The organism is Mucilaginibacter sp. UYNi724 (genome assembly GCF_054057495.1).
Genome location: NZ_JBSRZI010000001.1, coordinates 38,936 through 55,855, shown reverse-complemented (window position 1 = coordinate 55,855; position 16,920 = coordinate 38,936). Strand labels below are relative to the sequence as shown.

Here is a 16,920-nt window from a genome sequence, read left to right as displayed (position 1 = left end):
TCGCTCCCCGAACCCCCATATTAAAGAATGGCTAATTTAAAAGAAGTAAGAAACAGGATAGCATCCGTAAGCTCAACACAGCAGATCACCAAGGCCATGAAAATGGTTTCGGCAGCGAAGCTGAAAAGGGCAACCAATGCTATTGTACAGTTACGCCCGTACGCTAATAAGTTGAAAGACCTTTTGGCAAACCTATCGGCAAGTTTAGAGGATGGTGCTTCGCCATACCTGCAACAGCGCGAGCCGGTGCGTGTATTGGTTGTTGTTGTATCATCAAACCGTGGTTTAGCGGGTGCTTTTAATACCAACGTTATTAAAACTGCCAATAACTTGATTGCCGAGAAATACAGCGAGCAGTTAAGGGCGGGTAACGTTTCTATTGTTGCCATCGGTAAAAAAAGCCAGGAGTTTTTTCAGCGTCGTAAGTATAACGTTATTGGTAACAACAACGATCTGTACCTTGACCTGAACTTTATCAATGCTTCGAAAATTACCGACAGCATTATGCAAGGCTTTATCAATGGCGATTACGATCGTGTTGAATTGGTTTATAACCATTTCCGCAACGCGGCTGTACAGTTCCAGGTTGCCGAGCAATTATTGCCGGTACCAATGGCCGAAGCAAAACCAAAAGAAGAAGTGGTTAAAACTAAGGATGCTGTTATTGAAACGCAAGTTAACTACATCTTAGAACCTTCGCAGGAAGAGATAGTAGAACAGCTGATCCCTAAAAATATTAAAATTCAGTTATACCGTGCCGTTTTAGATTCAAACGCATCTGAGCATGGCGCACGTATGACAGCGATGGATAAAGCGACCGAAAATGCAGGCGACCTGTTGAAAGCCCTAAAACTTTCATACAACCAGGCACGCCAGGCAGCAATAACAACCGAACTTACCGAGATCGTAAGTGGTGCAGCAGCATTAGGTGGTTGATTTTAATCATTAAATTGACAAACAAGAAAGGCTTTCCAATTTTTGGAAGGCCTTTCTTAGTTTCAGGCAGATCGTTATTGCAATGCCGCGCGTTTAATAGACTGTAATGGTGCGCCTGGCAAACCATACTAATGATGGTGGCGCTATTTTGTCAGTATATGTAAAAATAGGAAACGCTGATTATAAGGCAGATACGAGCGTTCACGCGCGTTCATGGCCGTGAACGTGAACATTCTGCAGTTACGGGTGGCGTTTCAGGTCGTTTTCAGGGCGATTTTAGGTGCTGCTGACCGGGTGTATATAGCGCAGCTAAATAACGCTTTTTTTGTCCCTCTTACGTCATTTCACCTTTAAAGCCGGTAAATTCAGGCTGGCAATTATATCGTCGGGTGAGTCGAATAATCCTTCCACAAGTCATCAACCGATTTACCGGTAAGTTTATTCCAAGATGCTGCTGTGTAAGTATGATCGCGCATCTGGCTGTCTAATTTTTTAACGGTCCCCTTTTTGACCTTAGTTTCTACCCACACTAAAAATCGGGCGGTAACACGGTAGGCGTTATCGTAATTTTGGGTAGGCTTAAAATCCGGCAGCTTCCAATTTGCGGCAGCGTTAGCCACACCTTGCTCGTTACGCACGTAATCGGCAATGCCCTCTGTTAACCATCCCGGCCCGTCGAAACTGCCGTAGTTTTGGGCAATGTGCATCACCTCGTGGGTAACCACATCAATATCATTTGGGTGCTTAGTCATATAAGCCGGACTAAAAACCACGCGGCCATTATCGGTTGCAGCAACACCATGGTAGGCGGTATCGATAAAAAACTCCACCTTTTTAAGGCTTTTCTTGTTGTATTCGTTCACAATTTTTGGGTAAACAATAAAAAATGTGCTGACAAGTTTATCGGTAATAGCTTTATCAAAGTTAGCGTCGTTGCCGTGTACGATAAGTGTGTAGGCGTTACGTTTTATGGTATCTATGCCGCCGGCAAAGCTTGCGCCGCATATTATGGTTGTTAAAAATATTAATAGTGACTTTTTCATTCAGCAAAAATAGCTTTAATGAGCAAATGCAGTTGTATTATCGGTAAAAAGGCTGATACAAAGTTATTTTTCAGCAACGGCTTTTAATGCTTCCAGCGCTTTTGGCCAGGTTTGCGAAAAGTAGTTCATAATATCTTGATCCAAGTTAGTACCGCTCAGGTCTACCGTTAAGTGGGTTTTATTGGCATCGCCCGTAAGGGTATAGTTTTCCATGCCGCCGGCCAGCTTTTTCGCATTATCGCTGGTGAAATCTTCCACACCGTTTTTTAATTCTCCCAGCATTTTAAACGACATAAACTCGTAAGGGATATTGCGGGCAATCATAGACACCATGCCACGGTCTTCACCGTCGCTAAACAAAACCTTGCTGCCTTCTTTCCAGTCGGTAATGGCCTTTGAACCTTCACAAAATGGTGCAGTCCATTGCGGATAAGTTTCATCGCCCCAAAGTGTTTCCCAAACTTTTCTGCGGGACGCGTTGATGCTGATACTAAATTGCTCTTTCATAATCTAATATTTAATATATAACGAAGATACCCGGTGCAAATTGATTTTCAAGGTGCAATTGCGACAAGATAACAGGTGGATTAGGACAAGTTCTGTCTGAGGCGGAGAACGTTTGAGATATACTCACCCCCGCGGCGGCGGGCGAAGCAATGACCGGGTGAGCAAGTTATGCGTCTAATAAATATAGATATCAAACATTTACAAAATAAACTTGCATTTATATAAGCACTTATATAAATTGCACTTATGAATTTGTATCAAAGTTTGGGTTACCTGGTATTGGGCAGCCGCTTAAGGCGGATGAGCGAAACTTTCCTTGCCGAAATAAACCGCATCTACCAAAATGAAGGCATTGATTTTGATGCCAGTTGGTTCCCGGTTTTCTACTTGTTGTCAAAAAACGATTCGCTATCTATTAAGGAGTTGAGCGAACAAACCGAGGTATCGCACCCGGCGGCAAGTCAGCTGATAACAAACTTAAAGAACCGTAAATTAGTAGAAACCACCACCCATGCCGACGATGGCCGCAGGCAAATGGTACAATTCACAGGTAAGGGCCGCGAATTGTTGAACCAGATCCTGCCCATTTGGGAAGCCATTACCGCCAGCATGGCCGAACTGGAGGCAAGCGATGCTAAAATTGCCGAGATACTACCCGCAATATCCGCTTTAGAAGATTCCTTTCGTGCTTACAACTTACTGGGTAAAGTAAGCGCCAAATTAAACCCCGTTTCCCATGACACAATTTAATTACGGCACAGGACATTTAACTATTGGTGTTTGCCTGGATATAGCATCGGGCAAAACAAAGGGTATAATCGATGGCGAGGCCGCCGCGCGCATTCACACTTCCTGGAAAGAGGTTGAAAAAATTGTGCATACGCAATTACCCGTTTACGGTATCAATACAGGTTTTGGTCCGCTTTGCGATACACGCATTTCTGAAAAAGATACCAGCCTGCTGCAAAGTAATATTTTAAAAAGCCATAGCGTTGGCGTAGGTAAACCTATCCCCCAAGAAATCGCCAAGCTGATGCTGATAACCAAGGTGCAAGCATTGGCGCAGGGATACTCGGGCATTGCACCTGCCACGTTAGATAGGATCATTTGGCATATAGATAATGATATTATCCCGGTCGTACCCGAGAAAGGATCGGTTGGTGCCTCGGGTGATCTGGCGCCGCTTTCGCATCTGTTTTTGCCGCTAATTGGCTTAGGATATGTAAATACTGGCGACGAAAGGCATCACGCAGGCGAAATCCTTAAACAACATAATTTACAGCCATTGGTGCTGGGCCCAAAAGAAGGTTTAGCACTTATAAACGGCACCCAATTTATTTTAGCTTTCGCTATAAAGGCGGTTGAACGTTTAAACAACGCGCTTAATGTTGCTGATCTGATCGGCGCCATGTCACTTGAAGGGCTTATGGGCTCTTCACGGCCATTTGATGCGAGGCTACATGCCATTCGCCCGTATAAAGGCACTAAGTTGGTGGCGAAACGCCTGGCGTCTTTATTGGAGGGGTCGTCCATCGGCAGTTCTCATGTAGATTGTGATCGAGTGCAGGATCCATATTCGTTACGTTGTATGCCGCAGGTACATGGTGCATCGCGCAATGCCTGGCTGCATTTAAAGGAACTAACTGAGATCGAATTAAATTCTGTAACCGACAACCCGGTAATTTTTAATGCCGATGACACCATAAGCGGTGGCAACTTTCATGGGCAGCCATTGGCTTTGCCGTTAGATTACGCTACTGTAGCCGCTGCCGAACTGGGCAATATTGCTGATCGCCGCGGCTACCTCATGAGCGAAGGCCGTTACGGTTTACCAAAACTTTTAACAGATGATGCCGGACTAAATTCGGGCCTGATGATCCCGCAATACACCACCGCCGCGTTGGTTACCGAAAATAAAACTTTCTGTTTCCCGGCAAGCGCCGATAGTGTGCCTACCTCGCTCGGGCAGGAAGATCATGTTTCCATGGGCTCTATCAGCGGGCGCAAACTGCACATGGTGTTAGATAATTTGGAGTACATCCAGGCTATAGAGTTACTTTACGCATCGCAGGCGTTAGAGTTCCGCCGGCCTTTGCAAAGTACCCCGGTAATAGAGAACATGCATCAATTGGTAAGGCAGCAGGTGCCTTTTATTAAAGAGGATAGAATTTTTGCGGATGATATTAACGCCCTGCATCAACTAATTATTAGCGGGCAGCTCCGGTCGGTTGCCGATGAAACCGCTCAAAAACATAACATTAATATAAACGGCGATGACGAATTCGGAATTTATTAATACGTACGCCAACCACCCGGTTTATTATGCCCCGGTTGGTAACCAACTGCATGCTAAAAGCTGGCAAACGGAAGCACCGCTGCGCATGTTGCTTAACAACCTTAACGGGCAGGTTGCAGAAAACCCTGAGGAGTTGGTGGTTTATGGCGGTATCGGACAGGCAGCCCGCAACCCCGAATCGCTGCGGAAGATAATTGAACTGTTGCTGGAACTAGATGAGGATCATTCGTTATTGGTACAATCCGGCAAGCCGGTTGGGATCATCCGCAGCCACCCGCAGGCGCCAAGGGTTTTAATAGCCAACAGCAACCTGGTACCCGCATGGGCAACCTGGGAGCATTTTAATAAACTGCGCGCCGATGGCCTGATGATGTACGGCCAGATGACCGCCGGGAGTTGGATCTACATTGGCACCCAGGGTATTTTGCAAGGCACTTACGAAACGTTTGTGGAGGCAGGACGCCAGCATTTTAATAATGATTTGACAGGTAAACTGATCGTAAGCGCCGGTATTGGCGGTATGGGTGGCGCACAACCATTGGCCGCAACTATGGCTGGTGCCGTATTTTTAGGTGCCGATGTAGATGCTACCCGCATTCAAAAACGGATAGATAGTAAATATATTGACAGGCTAACTCACTCATACGAGGAAGCGGTAAGCTGGGTGCAGGATGCCATGGCCAAGCGCGAAACTTTGTCGGTTGGTTTGGTGAGCGATGCCGGCGATATGCTGGAACGACTGATCGCTGATGGCATTGTGCCCGATATGGTAACCGACCAAACCTCCGCACACGACCCATTGAACGGCTATATTCCTAACGGATTAAGGTTAGATGAGGCGCTTGACCTGCGCAAGGCAGATCCTGCGCAATATAAAAACTTGTCATTAGCTAGTATGGCACGTCATGTTGGCTTTATGCTGGAGTTACAAAAACGTGGGTCGATAACTTTCGATTACGGGAACAACCTGCGCGAGTTTGCCAAACAAGGCGGCGAGCAAAATGCTTACGATTTTCCCGGTTTTACACCGGCGTTTATTCGCCCGTTGTTTTGCGAGGGGAAAGGCCCGTTCAGGTGGGTAGCCCTATCCGGCGATCCCGAAGATATTTATACAACTGACAAGGCTTTGATAGACGCTTTCCCCGACAACAAACCTTTGATAAATTGGCTCGAGAAAGCGCAAAAGCAAATTGCCTTTCAAGGATTGCCTGCACGCATTTGCTGGTTAGGCATGGGCGAGCGCGAAAAGGCCGGGTTGATATTTAACGAACTGGTAGCAAGCGGCAAAGTAAAAGCGCCTATCGTGATCGGTCGCGACCATCTGGATTGTGGCTCTGTTGCATCACCAAACCGCGAAACCGAATCGATGAAGGATGGCTCGGACGCCGTATCTGACTGGCCGTTGCTGAACTTGATGGCTAATACTTCGGGCGGCGCTACATGGGTGTCGTTCCATCACGGCGGCGGCGTAGGTATGGGTTACTCGCAACATGCCGGAATGGTAGTCGTAGCCGATGGTACCGAACGTGCCGCAACTTGCCTAAAACGAGTTTTGCATAATGATCCTGCCATGGGTATCTTTCGCCATGCGGATGCAGGTTATGACAAGGCGCAGGACTGGGCAGATAGATTTGGATTGAAAGTCTGGTAGGTTTAAGTCGGAAACCGATAGTCGGAAAGCCCGAAGACAATGTAAAAAAAGGCGTCATTGCGAGGTACGAAGCAATCTCTTTGCTGTACAGAGCTGACCTGCCGATGTAGAGATTGCTTCGTACCTCGCAATGACGCGAGGGATACATGAACAACAATATGAAAAAATTAATAGGTCCATTCATACAAATACTCCCCTTAACAGGGTTGCCCTTAAAAGGCGCTTTGAAAGATGAGCAATTACATATTGTCGCTAATGGTGGTGTGCTGGTAGAGAACGGACTTATTATCGAAATTGGCGATTATAGAGAACTAACTAAAGCCAATCCATCGGCACAAATCGAAGAGATACACGGCGACCATGTTTTGCTGCCCGGCTTTATCGATTGCCATACGCATATTTGTTTTGGTGGCAACCGCGCTAAAGATTACGCTATGCGTATTGCCGGTAAAACTTACTTAGAAATTGCCAAAGCAGGCGGTGGTATCTGGGATACGGTTACACAAACCCGGGCTGCTAACGAGGCCACCCTTGTAAATAACCTGCTACGACGTGCCAATCGCCATTTGGCGGAAGGAGTAACTACTATCGAAGTTAAAAGTGGTTATGGGTTAAGCGTTGATGAAGAGTTAAAACAGCTCCGAGCTATTAAAGTGGCATCGGCACAAACTAAAGCCAAACTAATACCTACCTGCCTGGCCGCGCACATGGTGCCGAAGGATTTTAACGGATCCCAGGAAGAATATTTGGCCTATATTATAAATGAGTTGCTACCTATTCTTAGACAAGAAAACCTAACCAACCGCGTAGATATCTTTATCGAACAAAGCGCGATTGATGCTAAAAACGCTTTGATCTATTTAACCAAAGCCAAACAAATGGGCTTCGACGTGACCGTACATGCCGACCAGTTTACAACCGGTGGCAGCGCCGTTGCGATGCAGGTTGGCGCCGTATCTGCCGACCATCTCGAAGCAAGTGGCGAAGAAGAAATTGGCCTTTTGGCCTCATCAAATACCGTTGCGGTTACACTACCGGGTGCATCTTTAGGTTTGGGTATGCCTTATGCACCCGCCCGCAAACTACTTGATGCATGTGCCTGCCTTGCCATTGCCAGTGACTGGAACCCCGGCTCGGCACCCATGGGCGACTTGCTAATGCAAGCCGCCGTGATGAGCGCATCAGAAAAGTTATCTGCTGCCGAAGTTTTTGCAGGATTGACCTTTCGTGCGGCCACGGCATTAAAAATAGAAGGTGGTATATTAGCACCGGGTATGCCCGGCGATATGCAGGCCTACCCATGCGCCGATTACCGCCAAATATTATATTACCAGGGAAAATTGAAGCCTAACCTCGTTTGGGTTAAGGGTGTTACTAATGAACAGTTGAACTAATAAACCAATGAACCAACTAATAGAATGTGTGCCCAATTTTAGCGAAGGTGTAAACCTGGTTATTATTAAACAAATTACCGACGAGGTGGAGTCTGTTGAGGGCGTTCGCTTGCTAAACGTTGACCCGGGTAAGGCCACCAACCGCACGGTGGTAACTTTTGTGGGCGAACCAAAGCAAGTGATACAAGCAGCTTTCCTGGCGATGAAAAAAGCTGGTGAACTGATAGATATGAGCAAACATAAAGGCGAGCACCCGCGAATGGGCGCAACCGATGTTTGTCCGCTGATACCTATTGCCAATATAACGATGGAAGAGACCGCTGAGTATGCTAAGCAGCTGGCTAAGCGTGTGGGCCAGGAGTTGGGCATCCCTGCGTATTTATACCAGCATGCGCAGGCAGATAAATCCCGGGACAATCTCTCGGTGATCCGTGCGGGTGAGTATGAGGGTTTCTTCAAAAAAATAAAAGAGCCTAAATGGAAGCCTGATTTTGGCCCGGCTGAGATGGATGCCAAGCGGGGTGCTACCGTGATTGGCGCACGGGATTTTTTGATCGCTTATAATATCAACCTGAATACCACATCTACCCGCAGGGCTAATGCCATTGCTTTTGATGTGCGCGAGGCTGGCCGCGTAATGCGCGAAGGCGACCCGGTGAACGGCAAAGTTGTAAATGATGAGAATGGCAAACCGAGATCTATCCCCGGCACCTTAAAAAGTGTAAAGGCTATCGGCTGGTATATTGAAGAGTATGGCGTTGCCCAGATCTCGATGAACCTAACCAACATTAAAGTTACGCCTATACATGTTGCTTTCGACGAGGTTTGCAGCAAGGCTGCAGACCGTGGCATCCGTGTTACGGGCAGCGAGTTGGTGGGTTTGATCCCATTGAAAGCCATGCTGGATGCCGGTAAATATTTTTTGCGGAAACAACAACGCTCTGTGGGCGTGAGCGGAGCGGAAATTATCAAGATCGCCATTAAATCGATGGGGCTGGATGAACTTGGTCCGTTTAACCCTGACGAGCGTATTATAGAATATTTGCTACGCGATGCAACCGCAGGCAAACTGGTTGGTATGACCTTAACCGCTTTTGCCGACGAAACCGCGAGCGAAAGCCCTGCGCCGGGTGGTGGCTCCATATCTGCTTACATGGGCGCCTTGGGCGCTTCTCTGGCTACCATGGTAGCTAATCTGTCATCCCATAAAAAAGGCTGGGACGGCCGTTGGGATGAATTTAGTAATTGGGCTGAGCAGGGGCAGGCCTTGAAAGATGAATTGTTAAGGCTGGTTGACCTTGATACCACGGCCTTCAACCGAATAATGGAAGCGTTTAGCTTGCCAAAAGGAAACGATGCCGAGAAAGCTGCACGTGACAAGGCCATACAGAATGCTACGCGCTATGCTATTGAGATCCCGTTCCAGGTAATGGAAACTGCTTATGAAGGTTTAACGCTGATAAAAGCTATGGTAGAAAACGGTAACCCAAATTCGGTAACAGATGCAGGCGTGGCTGCGCTTTGTGTGCGCTCGGCGGTAATGGGGGCGTTTATGAATGTGAAGATAAATGCATCAGGCTTTAAGGATAAAGCTTTTGTAGATGATATTTTAAAACGTGGCGAAGAGATAGAGCAAAAAACAATTGCCGCCGAAGCGGAGATAATTGCATTGGTGAACGGGAAGATAAAATAAAAATCACGCCCGGTAAAGCGTCATTTAGATGCTCTATTTGGAGCCGCTCAGCACCGCCTAAAACGCCCCCCGTAACTGCAAAATGTTCACGTTCACGGCCATGAACGGGCGTGAACGCGCATATCTGCCTTGTAATCAGTATTTTCAGTTTTTACATGTACTGACAAAATAGCGCCACCATGTCGCTAAGTTCTTTCTCTATTCCCCCGCGGTATTGCAGGAACGAAGCAATCTCTTTACATAATTGTACACCTGGCATAAACGAATACTTAAGAGATTGCCGGGCTATCGCTCGCAAGGGCATGGTGGGAATGTAACGTAAAAAGCCGCGATAAATCGCGGCTTTTTACGTTACAGAATGTTTATCTTAATAATGATACCTCACAAAAGCCTCCATGGCGGCATATTCGGCCATGCCCAGCTTATCGTAGTTCTGCGCGGTTTCGCGGTTGCGATCTTCGGCGCGTACCCAAAACTCGCGTGCATCGTCACCGGGGAATACAGGGCGGTCTTTTTGCGATTGGTGTTTGAATATGGCATTACGTTTACGCAATACTTCGGCGGGCGAAAGTGGTACGGCCATTTCAATTTCGTGGGTTGCAAACTCATGCCATGCGCCGCGGTACATCCAAACCCAGCAGTCGTTTACCCAAGCCTCGGTTTTACGGAGGCGTTGTAATGATTCGATAACGATATTGAAACAAACCACGTGTGTGCCATGCGGGTCGGCAAAGTCACCGGCGGTAAATACCTGTTGTGGTTTTACCTTTTGTAGCAATTCCATGGTCTGTTTGATATCCTCTTCGCCAACCGAGTTCTTTTTGGTTTTACCGGATTCGTAGAAAGGCAACGCCTGGAAGTGGATATTGCTATCCGGCAACCCTGCAAAGCGTGCACCCGAGATAGCCTCCGTTTTACGGATAAAGCCTTTTACATCACGAATTTCCGTAGTATCTACCTGGTTTGGTAGTTTCTTATGGATGAATGTGCGCATGTCTTCGTAAATGCCTTGCAGTTTGGCGGTATCCTCTCCAACGCTGGCTTTAAAATCAATAGCGAACTCCATGTATCGTAGCACATCATCGTCCCACACGGCGGTGTTGCCCGATGTTTGATAAGCTACGTGTACATCATGGCCCTGGTCAACAAGGCGAATGAATGTACCACCCATTGAGATCACATCATCATCGGGGTGCGGAGAAAAAACAATAGACCGTTTGCTTGCGGGTTCCGCACGTTCGGGGCGCTGGCTGTCGTCTGCTCCCGGTTTGCCTCCCGGCCAGCCGGTAATGGTATGCTGCACCTGGTTAAAAATGTCAATGTTGATTTGGTATACGGGGCCTTGCTCTACCGCGAGTTGCGCCATACCGTTGCTGTTGTAATCCTCTTCGGTAAGTTTTAGGATGGGTTTGCCAACCGCCCTCGATAGCCAGATAACGGCTTTTTTCTTCAAATTGTTATCCCAAACGCAATCAGACACCAACCAGGGTGTATCAAAGCGGGTAAGGCCCGATGCGGCATCCACATCTAAAACAAACTCTACATTGTCTGATAATTGAAGGAAGGTTGCAGGCACTTCGCCAGAAATTTCGCCCTCTACCGCTTTGCGTACTATCGGCGCTTTTTTGGCGCTCCATGCCATCAGGATAATTTCGCGGGCTTTAAATATCGTTCCTACACCCATAGTTATCGCTTTGGTAGGTACGTTTTGCTTACCACCAAAATCGCGCGAAGCGTCGTTACGGGTAAGGTCGTCAAGGGTAACCAACCGTGTGCCCGAGTTTGGTGCCGAGCCCGGCTCGTTAAACCCGATGTGGCCGGTACGGCCGATACCTAAGATCTGTAGGTCGAGGCCGCCAAGTTCTTCTATCTGGCGTTCGTATTCTAAACAAAATGCAGCGACTTCATCTTGCGGCAGGGTCCCGTTGGGGATGTGTACCAGTTTTTTGTCAACGTCTATATGGTCGAACAGATTTTCGTTCATGAAGGTAACGTAGCTTTGTGCCGCATCCGGTTTCATGGGGTAGTATTCATCCAAATTGAAAGTGATAACGCCTTTAAAAGAAAGCCCATCTTCTTTATGCAGGCGAATTAGTTCGGCGTAAACCTGTATTGGTGTAACACCTGTTGCCAGGCCCAACACGGTGGGCTGGCCGGCCGCTTGTTTTTTGCGGATCAGCGCAGCTATCCTGCCTGCTACTGCTATTGATGCGGCACGCTGGTCGGGGTATACCGTAACCGGCAGTTTTTCGTAACGGGTTTCTTCTAATAAATTTAATCTTGCCATAATCAGGTTTAATATATTGCTGTATTGTGTTTTATCTGCTCAAAAAAATTGGCATAAAAAAAATCCTCACCGAAGCGAGGATTTTACTAACCAATTAACTATAAAATTTAATCCCCCCAGAAGGAACAAAAAGTATGCGTATTTTAATGACTTGTTTTTCATCATCGATACAAACTTAATAAAGATAATTCATAAAATCAAAATACTTATTAAAATAATTTAAAAAGATTAAAATTGATGCCTACGTTAAGTTTTTGATCAATAGTTGATTTTTTATCTGATATACAAGCGTAGTTATGAGTGGCGAGGGTTAATTTATTATAATTAGTTGTTTTAATTTCAATGACCGTAAGAAAAGGCTTTTGCGCCCACTTTGTGATATGGCATTGGATGTATGATCATATTTGCTGTGTGTTTATTTTTAATTAATATTTTAGGTTAAATTAATTTTATTTAATGTTCAAAATCACTTAAATTCGTTCATTGATTTAGTTACCTAATTAACTTATCCTATAACTTGAAGCAACTTAAACAAATATTACTTACGGGGGTATTGTTGTTTTGTATTTCGCTTGCACTGTTTTCGCAGGTGAGAAGGAAAGTTATTAAACAAAAACCGATTAGTGTAAAACATACAATTACACCAAAAACTTCAGCCAATGCCGCGGCGGCCATTAGTGTTCAACTTAAAAATTTCCTGGCATTGGCAGCAAATGCTAACGTTAACTTTACCTTCCCAAAAGGGTTTAGGGAGATAAAAGCGCCGGATAATGAGGATCTTTCTTTTGACTATGCCATGGAAATACCCGGCAAGGAGTTTGAGCTTTGGTTTCAGGTAAAATCACAAAAGGAAAATTACGCCAGTTACCAACGCTCTATAGGTAACAAAAATACTGCACAGGCCAACCCCGACTCTTTATACATAGGTATGGGTACTGCACAGGCACAGGCCTTTACCGGCGACAATAATTATTTTTTACGCAGCATCCCACCAAGATACCTGGCAAAATATAATGCAGATGCCGGTAGGACCTACCTGCTAAACCTGCTTGATGAGCCGGTAACAAAGCATTATAAATACGCGCTCCTTATAACTTTGCAAAAAGACCATACCGGTACTATACTGGCGGTTTGCTTTAGTAACGAAAAAGGGCCCGAGTTTTTTAAGAATATTGACAAGGCCAGCAGCTGTATAAAATTTAAGCAATAGCCCTGCAATGTTAATAAGTTGGCACATTTAAATACTAATTTAAGTGGCATAACTTTATTTTTGCATATCGGGCTAAATCAGCACCAAAACATTTGATCTTAACATGGCAGAAACAGTAAATTATGATGATGATAGTATCCGGTCGTTAGACTGGAAGGAACACATCCGCTTAAGACCGGGTATGTACATTGGTAAGCTGGGCGATGGCTCGGCTTATGACGATGGCGTATATGTGTTGCTAAAAGAGATCATTGATAACTCGATAGATGAATTTGTGATGGGATCTGGCCGTACCATTGAGGTAAGCATGAGCGACCACAAAGTGTCTGTTCGTGATTATGGCCGCGGCATCCCATTGGGTAAAGTGATAGATTGTGTATCTAAAATAAATACGGGTGGTAAATATGATAGTAAGGCCTTCCAAAAATCGGTAGGGTTAAACGGAGTGGGTACCAAGGCGGTTAACGCTTTGTCGGGCTCGTTCACTGTACAATCATACCGTGATGGCCGTACCAAAATTGCCGAATTTGAGAAAGGCGAACTGATTCGTGATGAGCCTGAAAAGGAAACCTCGCAGCGTAATGGTACCGCTATTAATTTTATCCCCGATGAAAGCATCTTCCGCCATTATCGCTTTATCCCCGAGTTTGTAGAGAATATGATCTGGAACTATGTGTTCCTGAATGCAGGTTTAACGCTAAACTTTAACGGGCAAAAATATTTATCAGAACGAGGCCTGTATGATTTGTTAGTACGTAATGCCGATGCCGAGAACCTGCGCTACCCCATCATCCACCTTAAAGGGGAGGATATAGAAATAGCGATGACGCACGGCCAATCGTACGGTGAAGAATATTACTCATTTGTAAACGGCCAGCATACCACACAAGGTGGTACGCACCAGGCAGCCTTCCGAGAGGCGGTGGTGAAAACCATCCGCGAGTTTTATAAAAAGGAGTTTGACGCGTCGGATATCCGCGCATCTATCGTAGCCGCCATCGCGATAAAAGTACAGGAGCCGGTTTTTGAATCGCAAACAAAAACCAAACTGGGTTCGCAAAATATTGGCCCGGAAGGTCCTTCGGTACGTGGTTTTATAAACGATTTCCTTAAAAAGGAACTGGATAACTATTTACACAAAAATCCGGCTGCTGCCGATGCCTTGTTGAAACGCATACTGCAATCCGAGCGTGAGCGCAAGGATATTGCGGGCATTAAAAAACTGGCTAATGATCGCGCCAAAAAAGCATCGTTACACAACCGTAAACTGCGTGATTGTAAACTGCACTTTGATGATAACCACGAGCGCAGGCAGGAAACTACCCTGTTTATTACCGAGGGTGACTCGGCCAGTGGGTCTATAACCAAATCGCGGGATGTGCAAACCCAGGCGGTATTTAGTTTAAAGGGTAAGCCGCTAAACTGTTTCGGGCTGACCAAAAAAGTGGTTTACGAAAACGAGGAATTTAACCTGTTGCAACACGCGCTAAATATCGAGGACGGTATAGATGGATTGCGTTACAACAATATAGTAGTGGCAACTGATGCCGATGTGGACGGAATGCACATCAGGTTATTGCTGATGACGTTTTTCCTGCAATTCTTCCCCGACCTGGTAAAGGCCGGGCACGTGCATATCCTGCAAACGCCGCTGTTTAGGGTACGTAATAAAAAGCAAACCATATACTGCTATAGCGACGAAGAGCGCCGTAACGCCATAGCCAGCCTTGGTGTTAAGCCCGAGATAACCCGGTTTAAAGGTTTGGGAGAGATCTCGCCCGATGAGTTTGGGTTGTTTATTGGTAAGGATATCAGGTTAGACCCGGTGTTCCTGAAAGATGCCAACATCAAAGCCCTTCTGGAGTATTTTATGGGCAAGAACACGCCAACCCGCCAGCAGCATATTGTAAATAACCTACGGGTAGAAAAGGATGACGAAAGCGTAAACCCGCTAATAGCGGAAAATTTGGATGAGGTTGAATTGCCGGTAGCGGTGTAGTTTGAATATTGTTTTTACGAAGGAATATCCTTAAATTAGATGTATGAATAAAAATAAAGCATTAGCGACTATAGGTGATATGCCACAGGACTTTGACCTGGAAGTTTTATTGGAAAAACTGATTTTCATCGAAAAGGTAGAAAAAGGCTTAAAGCAAGTCGAATCGGGTAAGATGATATCCCATGCAGATGTCAAACAGCGGGTTAAACAGTGGTCGAAGTAAATTGGACGCCGCTTGCGTTAGAGGATCTGCAGGCAATCTATGATTATATAGCTAAAGACTCGATAATGTATGCGGGTCGCTTTGTAGATAAACTTGTAACCAAAGTTGATATACTTGAAGATCATCCCAAACTTGGCAGAGTTGTTCCTGAATTCGAAAATGAAACCATTAGAGAATTGATTGACGGCAGTTATCGGATAATTTATAAAATTTTATCTGTTTACGAAATAGCGATAGTACGTGTTCATCATTCATCGCGGTTATTAATTTAGTTTGAAATAAAAACGCTATATTGTATCCCCCGTTCTGAAAAGAGCGGGGGATTTTTGTTGACTTAAAATACAATCTGTTTTTACGGATTGGTAACATACGCCATGACAAAACACGATATCAAAGTATCTTTTAAAGAATACGATACCATCACCGAACTAAATAGCACCGACCAGGCCCTATGTGCCCAAGCTGTAAAAGCGATGGCAACATCGCATTCGCCGTACTCTAAATTCAGGGTGGGGGCGGCACTGCAATTGGAAAGCGGTAAAATCATCCATGCCAGTAATCAGGAGAATGTAGCTTACCCATCGGGCCTATGTGCCGAGCGGGTTGCCCTGTTTCATTGGGGGGCCGGCCATGCTGATGACCCTATTGTTAGTATGGCAGTTACCGCGCATACTGAAGATTTTGCGTTGGTGAAGCCCGTTACCTCATGCGGTGCCTGCCTGCAGGTAATGGCCGAAGTGGAGAAAAGGCAAAACAGTCCGTTACGGGTATTGTTATATTGCATTGACGGCCCTGTGTGGGTTATTGACGACGTAAAAAGCATGATGCCTTTTATGTTTTTTGAAGAACGTTTAGTACAACCGGCATGAGGATCAGGATCATTTTACTTTTAGTTTTAGCAACATTTGGCGTAACTGCACACGCGCAAACAGGTTTCCCGTTTGATAACGAGATCCGCGATTTTAAACATCAGGACAGCCTTAAGATGCCAGCCAAAAACGGGACCCTGTTCATCGGCAGTTCATCTATCCGTAAATGGACAGACCTGGAGCAGCGCTTTAGCGATAAGCCGATCATCCGCCGTGGCGTTGGCGGTTGTACCATAGAGCAATTGGTAGATTACTACACGCCATATATCATGTACCCGTACCATCCGCGCAAGATCTTTATTTACGCAGGCGAGAATGATATCGCCGCAGGCAAAACCGGTAAATTCACTGCCCGCGAGTTTTACAAACTTTGGGCGATGATCAAACAAAACCTGCCCAATGCCGAGATCTATTTTATGGCTATAAAGCCAAGCCCAAGCCGTGCCAAGTATTTATCTGAGGTTAGGATAGCCAACGGCCTGGTGCGCGATTTTATCAAGAACCGCAAGAAAACCCATTATGTGGATGTGGCCTCTGCAATATTAAATCCTACAACCAAAATGCCCGATACTACTTTGTTTGAAAGCGATATGCTGCACCTAAACAGCAAGGGCTATGATAAATGGCAGGCGGTTTTATTACCATTGGTGAAGTAATCAAACTTTTAATATCCAACACCGAATGATGAAGTGAAAAGCATTCGATACTGGACATTCAAGTTCATTATTTGATATTTCTTTAAAGCTCCCTCTCCTTTGGACAGGGCTGGGGAGAGGCCCATAAGAAAGGCCCCCCGATATACTGGGGAGCCC

General features: G+C 45.8%; 15 protein-coding genes. 12 read left to right on the top strand and 3 right to left on the bottom strand.

The window, feature by feature from the left end; genetic code table 11:
* Positions 1-27: 27 nt before the first annotated feature.
* Positions 28-936, top strand: a complete 909-nt coding sequence (gene atpG, locus ACVW0P_RS00290; RefSeq protein ID WP_457130306.1) for an ATP synthase F1 subunit gamma — start codon at positions 28-30, stop codon at positions 934-936.
* A gap of 377 nt (positions 937-1,313) precedes the next feature.
* Here the strand turns inward: atpG and ACVW0P_RS00285 are convergent, their stop codons facing one another.
* Positions 1,314-1,979 carry a basic secretory protein-like protein gene (locus ACVW0P_RS00285; protein ID WP_457130305.1) on the bottom strand — a complete coding sequence of 222 codons (666 nt, stop codon included), beginning with the start codon at positions 1,977-1,979 and terminating at the stop codon, positions 1,314-1,316.
* A 63-nt stretch (positions 1,980-2,042) separates the two neighbouring features.
* Positions 2,043-2,486 carry an SRPBCC domain-containing protein gene (locus ACVW0P_RS00280; protein ID WP_457130304.1) on the bottom strand — a complete coding sequence of 148 codons (444 nt, stop codon included), beginning with the start codon at positions 2,484-2,486 and terminating at the stop codon, positions 2,043-2,045.
* A 246-nt stretch (positions 2,487-2,732) separates the two neighbouring features.
* Here ACVW0P_RS00280 and ACVW0P_RS00275 point away from each other — a divergent pair, with 246 nt between their 5' ends.
* The 5 genes from ACVW0P_RS00275 to ftcD all read left to right on the top strand — a co-directional run bounded on the left by ACVW0P_RS00275 (position 2,733) and on the right by ftcD (position 9,520).
* Entirely contained in the window at positions 2,733-3,236 is a 504-nt protein-coding gene (locus ACVW0P_RS00275; RefSeq protein WP_457130303.1) for a MarR family winged helix-turn-helix transcriptional regulator, read from the top strand.
* A complete protein-coding gene (gene hutH / locus ACVW0P_RS00270) occupies positions 3,223-4,782 on the top strand; it encodes a histidine ammonia-lyase (protein WP_457130302.1) in 1,560 nt (519 codons plus the stop codon). The genes ACVW0P_RS00275 and hutH overlap by 14 nt, the downstream gene beginning before the upstream one ends.
* Positions 4,760-6,433: a urocanate hydratase gene (gene hutU / locus ACVW0P_RS00265; protein ID WP_457130301.1), complete on the top strand. Its 1,674-nt coding sequence runs from the start codon at positions 4,760-4,762 to the stop codon at positions 6,431-6,433. Before hutH ends, hutU begins: the two co-directional genes overlap by 23 nt.
* Before the next feature lie 158 nt (positions 6,434-6,591).
* Positions 6,592-7,827 carry an imidazolonepropionase gene (hutI, locus tag ACVW0P_RS00260; protein WP_457130300.1) on the top strand — a complete coding sequence of 412 codons (1,236 nt, stop codon included), beginning with the start codon at positions 6,592-6,594 and terminating at the stop codon, positions 7,825-7,827.
* Between the two features lie 7 nt (positions 7,828-7,834).
* Positions 7,835-9,520 (top strand): glutamate formimidoyltransferase, encoded by a 1,686-nt coding sequence (gene ftcD, locus ACVW0P_RS00255; protein WP_457130299.1) that lies wholly within the window; start codon positions 7,835-7,837, stop codon positions 9,518-9,520.
* A gap of 367 nt (positions 9,521-9,887) precedes the next feature.
* On the opposite strand, the gene ACVW0P_RS00250 is transcribed toward ftcD, so the two are convergent.
* Positions 9,888-11,807, bottom strand: a complete 1,920-nt coding sequence (locus ACVW0P_RS00250; protein WP_457130298.1) for a glucosamine-6-phosphate deaminase — start codon at positions 11,805-11,807, stop codon at positions 9,888-9,890.
* Between the two features lie 517 nt (positions 11,808-12,324).
* On the opposite strand from ACVW0P_RS00250, the gene ACVW0P_RS00245 reads away from it, so the two are divergent.
* From ACVW0P_RS00245 to ACVW0P_RS00220, 6 genes are all read left to right on the top strand, one after another.
* Positions 12,325-13,017, top strand: coding sequence for a hypothetical protein (locus ACVW0P_RS00245; RefSeq protein WP_457130297.1), 693 nt, complete (start codon positions 12,325-12,327; stop codon positions 13,015-13,017).
* Between the two features lie 103 nt (positions 13,018-13,120).
* Entirely contained in the window at positions 13,121-15,016 is a 1,896-nt protein-coding gene (locus ACVW0P_RS00240; RefSeq protein ID WP_457130296.1) for a DNA topoisomerase IV subunit B, read from the top strand.
* Positions 15,017-15,059: 43 nt separating this feature from the next.
* Positions 15,060-15,239, top strand: a complete 180-nt coding sequence (locus ACVW0P_RS00235; protein ID WP_457130295.1) for a hypothetical protein — start codon at positions 15,060-15,062, stop codon at positions 15,237-15,239.
* Complete coding sequence (locus ACVW0P_RS00230; RefSeq protein ID WP_457130294.1) at positions 15,227-15,511, top strand: type II toxin-antitoxin system RelE/ParE family toxin; 285 nt, start codon at positions 15,227-15,229, stop codon at positions 15,509-15,511. The genes ACVW0P_RS00235 and ACVW0P_RS00230 overlap by 13 nt, the downstream gene beginning before the upstream one ends.
* A gap of 102 nt (positions 15,512-15,613) precedes the next feature.
* Positions 15,614-16,108, top strand: a complete 495-nt coding sequence (locus ACVW0P_RS00225; RefSeq protein WP_457130293.1) for a cytidine deaminase — start codon at positions 15,614-15,616, stop codon at positions 16,106-16,108.
* Positions 16,105-16,764: a GDSL-type esterase/lipase family protein gene (locus tag ACVW0P_RS00220; RefSeq protein WP_457130292.1), complete on the top strand. Its 660-nt coding sequence runs from the start codon at positions 16,105-16,107 to the stop codon at positions 16,762-16,764. The genes ACVW0P_RS00225 and ACVW0P_RS00220 overlap by 4 nt, the downstream gene beginning before the upstream one ends.
* Positions 16,765-16,920 lie beyond the last annotated feature (156 nt).